This window comes from Gloeomargarita sp. (genome assembly GCF_053491055.1).
Map to the genome: position 1 here is coordinate 21,142 of NZ_JBRCEP010000100.1, position 6,270 is coordinate 27,411.

3 protein-coding genes are annotated in these 6,270 nt (G+C 58.4%); 1 reads left to right on the forward strand and 2 read right to left on the reverse strand.

Going from position 1 to position 6,270, the window contains the following annotated elements; all coding sequences use genetic code 11:
• Nucleotides 1-43: 43 nt before the first annotated feature.
• Nucleotides 44-2,431: a primosomal protein N' gene (gene priA, locus ACWISF_RS11195; RefSeq protein ID WP_448381665.1), complete on the reverse strand. Its 2,388-nt coding sequence runs from the start codon at nucleotides 2,429-2,431 to the stop codon at nucleotides 44-46.
• The gene (gcvP, locus tag ACWISF_RS11200) at nucleotides 2,424-5,276 is read right to left on the reverse strand and encodes an aminomethyl-transferring glycine dehydrogenase (RefSeq protein ID WP_448381666.1); all 2,853 of its coding nucleotides are present in this window, start codon (nucleotides 5,274-5,276) and stop codon (nucleotides 2,424-2,426) included. Before gcvP ends, priA begins: the two co-directional genes overlap by 8 nt.
• A 90-nt stretch (nucleotides 5,277-5,366) precedes the next feature.
• On the opposite strand from gcvP, the gene ACWISF_RS11205 reads away from it, so the two are divergent.
• The gene (locus ACWISF_RS11205; RefSeq protein WP_448381667.1) at nucleotides 5,367-5,780 is read left to right on the forward strand and encodes a VOC family protein; all 414 of its coding nucleotides are present in this window, start codon (nucleotides 5,367-5,369) and stop codon (nucleotides 5,778-5,780) included.
• The last annotated feature ends 490 nt before the right edge of the window (nucleotides 5,781-6,270 follow it).

The window sequence follows — 6,270 nt, forward strand, 5'->3', positions numbered from 1 at the left end:
GGATAAATTAATTGCCAATTGCCCCTTTTTTTGATAAGGGGGGTCACAGCAGTTCTAGCGGGTCCACGTCAATCAGGAGGTGTACCCCCGGCGGGCAGAGGCGATGCAAGGGGCGAAGATTGGGCCAGGGCCGCTCCGCAGTATTTTTTAATAACAGTTGCCAGCGGTAGCGGTTAGCCACGCGGGGGATAAAGGCAGGAGCCGGGCCAACACATTCCCAGGCTTCCTCTTGCAATTGGCATGCGAGTTTCTGGGCGGTTTGTTCAACCAAGGCCGCGTCGCCACCACTCAAGCGCAGGAGAATCAACCGGCCCCAGGGGGGATAGCCCCACGCCCGGCGGGCCTGCAATTCGCGGGCGAGGAAATCCGTGTATTGGTAATCCCGAACGGCAGCCAGGACCGGGTGTTCATAGCTATAGGTTTGGATGATGACTTCACCGGGTTGGTCGCCCCGTCCGGCCCGACCCGCCACCTGCAGCAGGGTTTGCGCTGCCCGTTCCTGCGCCCGGTAATCCCCCAGGTGCAGCAGTCCATCCGCCGCCAACACCACCACCAGCGTCACCTTGGGCAGGTCGAGGCCTTTGGTGAGCATTTGGGTGCCCACCAATACGTCTGCGGCCCCGCTGCGAAACGCCTGCAGGAGTTCCTGGTGCGCCCCTTTGCTGCTGGTGCTGTCCCGGTCATAGCGCAACACCCGCAACTGGGGCCACAGCCGCCCCAATTCCTGCACCACCCGCTGCGTCCCACAGCCAAAGTGCTTAAAAAAAGGCGAACCACAGGCGGGACAGCGTTGTGGTTGCCGTTGCCGCCAATTGCAGTAATGACAATACAACCAAGCTTCCTGACCCGCCTCCGGCTGATGGTAGGTAAGGGAAACATCACAGCGGGGGCACATCAGGACATAACCGCAGGCGCGGCAGGACACAAACGTACTGTGACCCCGGCGCGGCACAAACAGCAGCGCCTGCTGCCCCTGTAGGCGCAATCGCCCCAATTTTTCCTGCACCAGGCGGCTAAAGAGGGAGAAATTTTTTTGGGCCAATTCCACCCGCATATCCACCAAGCGAATGGGCGGCAAAGGACGCGGCGGCACCCGTTCCGGCAGCGATAGGTAATGCCTGCCCCCGGCCAAGCGCTGCCAGGTTTCGGCGCTGGGGGTCGCCGAACCGTACACGATCGGACAACGGCAAGCCTGCGCACGCCACTGGGCCACCGTCCGAGCGTGGTAACAAGGCGCCATCTGACTCTGTTTGAAACTGGCATCGTGCTCCTCATCCAAAATCACCAACCCCAAACGCGGCAACGGGGCAAACACCGCCGACCGCGTGCCAATGACCACGCCTGCCTCCCCCTGCCAGATGGCCCGCCAGGTGTCGTAGCGTTCCCCCGCCGACAGACCGCTGTGATAGACCCACACCCGTTCGCCAAACCGCGCCCGAAACCGCTCGGTTAGCTGGGGTGTCAAGCCAATTTCGGGAACCAACACCAGCGCCTGTTGCCCCTGCGCCAACACACCGGCAATCACCTGTAAATACACCTCGGTCTTGCCCGAACCCGTAATCCCGTGTAGGAGTATCTCGGTATATTCCCTCGCGGTAACGGCCTGCGTGATGTGGGTCACCGCAGCTTGCTGGGCTGGGGTTAACGGGCGGGGCTGATCCGCTGGCGTTGCCTGCATTTCCCGCCGGAACCACTGCCGTTTTTGGCAACTGACTACCCCCAATGCGGCTAATTTTTCCAGGGTACTGGCGCTGGTTTTGACCTGCTTTTGTAATTCATGCCACCACAATTCTCCTCCCTGGTGTCGCAAAACGTCCACGACCCGTTGCTGGGCAGGGGTTAAAGCCGTTGGCTCTGCCGCCCCCAAAACCACCAACTTCCGGTACTGCGCCTGGGGAGCGCCGGGGAAATCGCAGTAGGTTGTAATCAAACCATACTGAGCCAATTCCCGCAGGGCCGCCGGAGCACCGGGAACCCTTTGCTCCAGATACCGGCGACTGTAGTCCCCGCTGCCGGTTTTGAGCACATCCCAGAGTTTTTGGGCCGCGGCCGACAGGGTGGGGGGCGCTGCGGCGCCCGTGACCTTTACCCGGGTTTGACTGCGGCGGAACACCCCCGGCGGTAATGCCAAACGCAGGACCTGCACCAGGGATGTTTGGTAGTAATCGGCCACCTTTTGTAATAACGGCCAGTAATCGGCGGGAAACAGTTGGGTGTGGAGCAGCGCCGCAATCGGTTTGACCTGATCCGGCGTGACCCCTGCCGGCAATGCCGTCACCCAACCCAGCACAATACCCACCGCCAACCGGTGTCGCCAGGGCACCTGCACCACATCCCCTGGTGTCACCCCCGCGATTGCCTGATAGGTAAACACCTCCTGGGCGCCGGGGACATCCACCAGCACATCCACCCAAGGGACACCCTCAGACATTCCCATCCCACAGGGGCGGGCAACTGCAGACCAGATGGCGGTCCCCGTAGGCATTGTCAATCCGGGCCACCGGCGGCCAAAACTTGTAGGTACGCAATCCCGGCGCCGGATAGGCCGCCTGCTCCCGCGGGTAGGGATGCGGCCAGGTATCAGCCGTCACCACCTCCGCCGGATGGGGGGCATTTTTGAGCAGGTTGTCTTGGGGGTCTGCCTGCCCCTGGGCAATCGCCATCGCCTCGTGGTAAATGGCAATCATCGCCTCACAAAACCGGTCCAGTTCCCGCAGGGACTCACTCTCGGTCGGTTCTACCATCATTGTCCCCGCCACCGGCCAAGACACCGTCGGCGCATGAAACCCATAGTCCATCAAGCGTTTCGCCACATCCTCCACCTCCACCCCCGTCTGGGCCTTCAACGGGCGCAAATCCAAAATGCACTCGTGCGCCACCCAGCCATGCTTGCCCCGATACAGCACCGGGAAATAGGGGTCCAGGCGCTGAGCCAGGTAATTGGCATGGAGAATGGCCACCCGCGTCGCCTGGGTCAACCCCTCTGCCCCCATCAGCACCATGTACATCCAAGAGATGGGCAAAATACTGGCACTGCTCCAGGGCGCTGCGGCAATCGTCCCAATACTCAGCTCGCCCCCTGTGGGAATGAGCGGATGGGTCGGGAGAAACGCCTGCAAATGCGCCGCCACCGCAATCGGCCCCATCCCCGGCCCCCCGCCCCCATGCGGAATACAAAACGTCTTATGCAAATTCACATGGCACACATCAAACCCCAATTCCCCCGGACGGCACAACCCCACCAACGCATTCAAATTCGCCCCGTCGAGGTACACCTGCCCCCCAAACTCATGCACCACCTGGCACAAGGCCCGCACCCCCGGCTCAAACACCCCATGCGTCGAGGGATAAGTAAGCATCAGCGCCGCCAAAGTGTCTGCATATTGGCTGGCTTTTGTGCGTAAGTCGTCAATATCCACATTCCCCTGCTGATCACAGGCGACCGGCACCACCTGAAACCCCGCCATCACCGCACTGGCCGGATTGGTCCCATGCGCCGACTGGGGAATCAGACACACCCGCCGTTGGGGTTCCCCCCGCTTTTGGTGGTATTGGCGAATCACCAACAACCCCGCCAGTTCCCCTTGCGAACCGGCATTCGGCTGCAACGACACCCCCGGCAGACCCGTAATATCCGCCAACCACGCAGTCAAATCCCGAAACAACTGTTGGTAGCCTTGGGCCTGGGCGAGGGGGACAAATGGATGAATGGCATGAAATTCCGGCCAAGAAATTGGCAACATTTCGCTGGTGGCATTGAGCTTCATGGTGCACGAACCCAAAGGCATCATGGCCGTTGTCAGGGACAAATCCCGACTTTGCAGGCGATAAACATAGCGCAAAAATTCCGTTTCCGAATGGTATTGCCGAAACACATCCTGGGTGAGAAAATCCCCAGTTCTGGCCCACGGTTCCGGGTAATCATATGTCGTCTGAGCCACCAATTCCGGAAACCCAAACGGCAATTCCTGCCCCCCGTGCAAGAGACGCAACAACCGTTCCACATCCGCCCATGCCGTGGTTTCATCCAAACTGATGCCCACCCCTTCGGGATAAAACCAATTCAGATTGATGCCTGCCTGGTGAAAGCGCGCTTGCAGCACTTGCCGTTGGGTGGCATCTAATTCCAGAAAAACCGTATCAAAAAAGGCCTGCGACCGCAGCCGGTAACCCAAGCGGGCACACCCTGCCGCCAACACCTGCGCCTGGTGATGAATGCGCTGGGCAATCCGCCGCAACCCCTCCGGCCCGTGATACACCGCATACATACCTGCCACCACTGCCAGCAGGACTTGGGCGGTACAGATGTTGCTGGTTGCCCGCTCCCGGCGAATATGTTGCTCCCTGGTTTGCAGCGCCAATCGCAGCGCCGGCCGCCCCAGCCGGTCGCGAGATAGCCCCACGATGCGCCCTGGCACCTGCCGCTTGTAGATAGCGCGCGTGGCGAAATAGGCCGCATGGGGACCCCCATAGCCCAAAGGCACTCCCAACCGCTGCGTACTGCCAATCGCAATATCCGCCCCCCAAGCCCCCGGCGGTTTCAATAGCACCAAACCCAAGATATCGGCAGCCATAATGCACAAGGCACCCACTGCCTGCGCCTGGGCAAAAACCGGCTGGGGATCAACCAAAACCCCATAAGCATTGGGATATTGCACCAAACAACCACAGGTGGCTTCATCCACACGGAACTCGGTCATGGGGGCAATGCGCAAATCTATGCCCAGAGCTGCCGCCCGCGTTTGCAGCACCGCCAACGTTTGCGGCCAACAATGGTGGTCCACCCAAAACACCCGCCGTTGCTGTTGATGCACCTGGTAGCTCAAAATCATCGCTTCTGCCGCCGCCGTCGCCTCATCCAACAAAGACGCATTGGCAATTTCTAACCCCGTCAACTCCGTAATCAACGTCTGAAAATTAAACAGCGCTTCCAAACGCCCCTGCGCAATTTCCGCCTGATAGGGCGTGTAAGACGTGTACCAACCCGGATGCTCTAGGATGTTGCGCTGAATTACAGGTGGTGTAATGCAATTGTAGTAACCCATCCCCACATAGGTAGGCCAAATCTGGTTCTGTTGCGCTATGGCTTTTAGGGACTTGAGGGCCTGGTGCTCTGTTTGGGCCGCCGGGATATGCAAAGGCGTCTGGGTGCGCAAATCTTCTGACACCACCTGAGCTATCAACGTATCGAGGTCAGGACACCCCAAAAAACGCAGCATTTGGGCCTGCTCGTCCGGAGTTGACCCCAAATGGCGGCGGACAAAGGCGTCGGTCATGGGTCGCACATCGTGATACTCCCATCCACCCTAGCGTATGAGCGCCTAAACTGGTGGATAGGAGTCCCCGATACCCTTGGGTAACGAATAATGGCAAATTCAATACAGTATCATCACATTGCCATACGCACGGGCAACATTCACCGGGCGATGGAATTTTACACGGCTTTGGGGTTTCAGGTGGTGGTGCGATTTACGGCGGGGATCACGTTGGCCTGTTGGTTAGAAGGGTTAGGTACCCGTTTGGAATTGCTGCAAGTGCCTGTGCCCCGTCCGGCTCCCGATGCGTTTGGGGATGAGCATTATGTGGGTTATTACCATCTTTCGTTGCAGGTCGAGAATGTGGAAAAAACGCTCAGTCAATTGCAGGAACAATTGCCAGAACCACCAGGCATTTTACTCCCTCCCACTCGCCAAACCATTGGGCAACAAAACTATCGGGTGGCCTTTATTCAGGACTACGATGGCTTACCGATTGAACTGATGGAATTACTGGCGCAATAGGGCGGGCAAATCTCAACCTTCGCTGCCGGCCGTCGCCGTTAAGAATCTGTTGCCCGGCCATCACAGTACAAAGCAAACTTCCCCGTGCCAAACCCATCCGTGAACGTGTAAACATTCCATCTTTTCTGATAACTTCCGGCCGGATTGCTTATATTCCCCACAACGGCAGTGTTTTTTGAATTCAGGGTAGCCTTGCCCGCTCGGCGCTCGCTTGTCTCGCGGCAGAATTGAGCTTCTGGGCAAACGCAAATTCTTTTGCTAGGTCTTTGCACAACGCATACAGTTGTTTTCCAGCCAGTACCCGACGCATTTATTCCTGATAAATTGTGCGGTACGAATGGACCCAATACTGCTCCGGTGTCCCGTTGAGTATAGTCGTTTCACAGGAAAATGCAACACTTTGAGGCACTGGTCATCACTGTATCCCCTTCCAGGACAGGGTTTTCAGGTAAAGGCGCATGTCGCAAACTTGTTTGAAATGACTATAACT

Coding starts and splice junctions, on each gene's coding strand:
- priA (WP_448381665.1), bottom strand. CDS start 2,431: ATGTCTGAGGGTGTCCCTTGGGTGGATGTGCTGGTGGATGTCCCCGGC.
- gcvP (WP_448381666.1), bottom strand. CDS start 5,276: ATGACCGACGCCTTTGTCCGCCGCCATTTGGGGTCAACTCCGGACGAG.
- ACWISF_RS11205 (WP_448381667.1), top strand. CDS start 5,367: ATGGCAAATTCAATACAGTATCATCACATTGCCATACGCACGGGCAAC.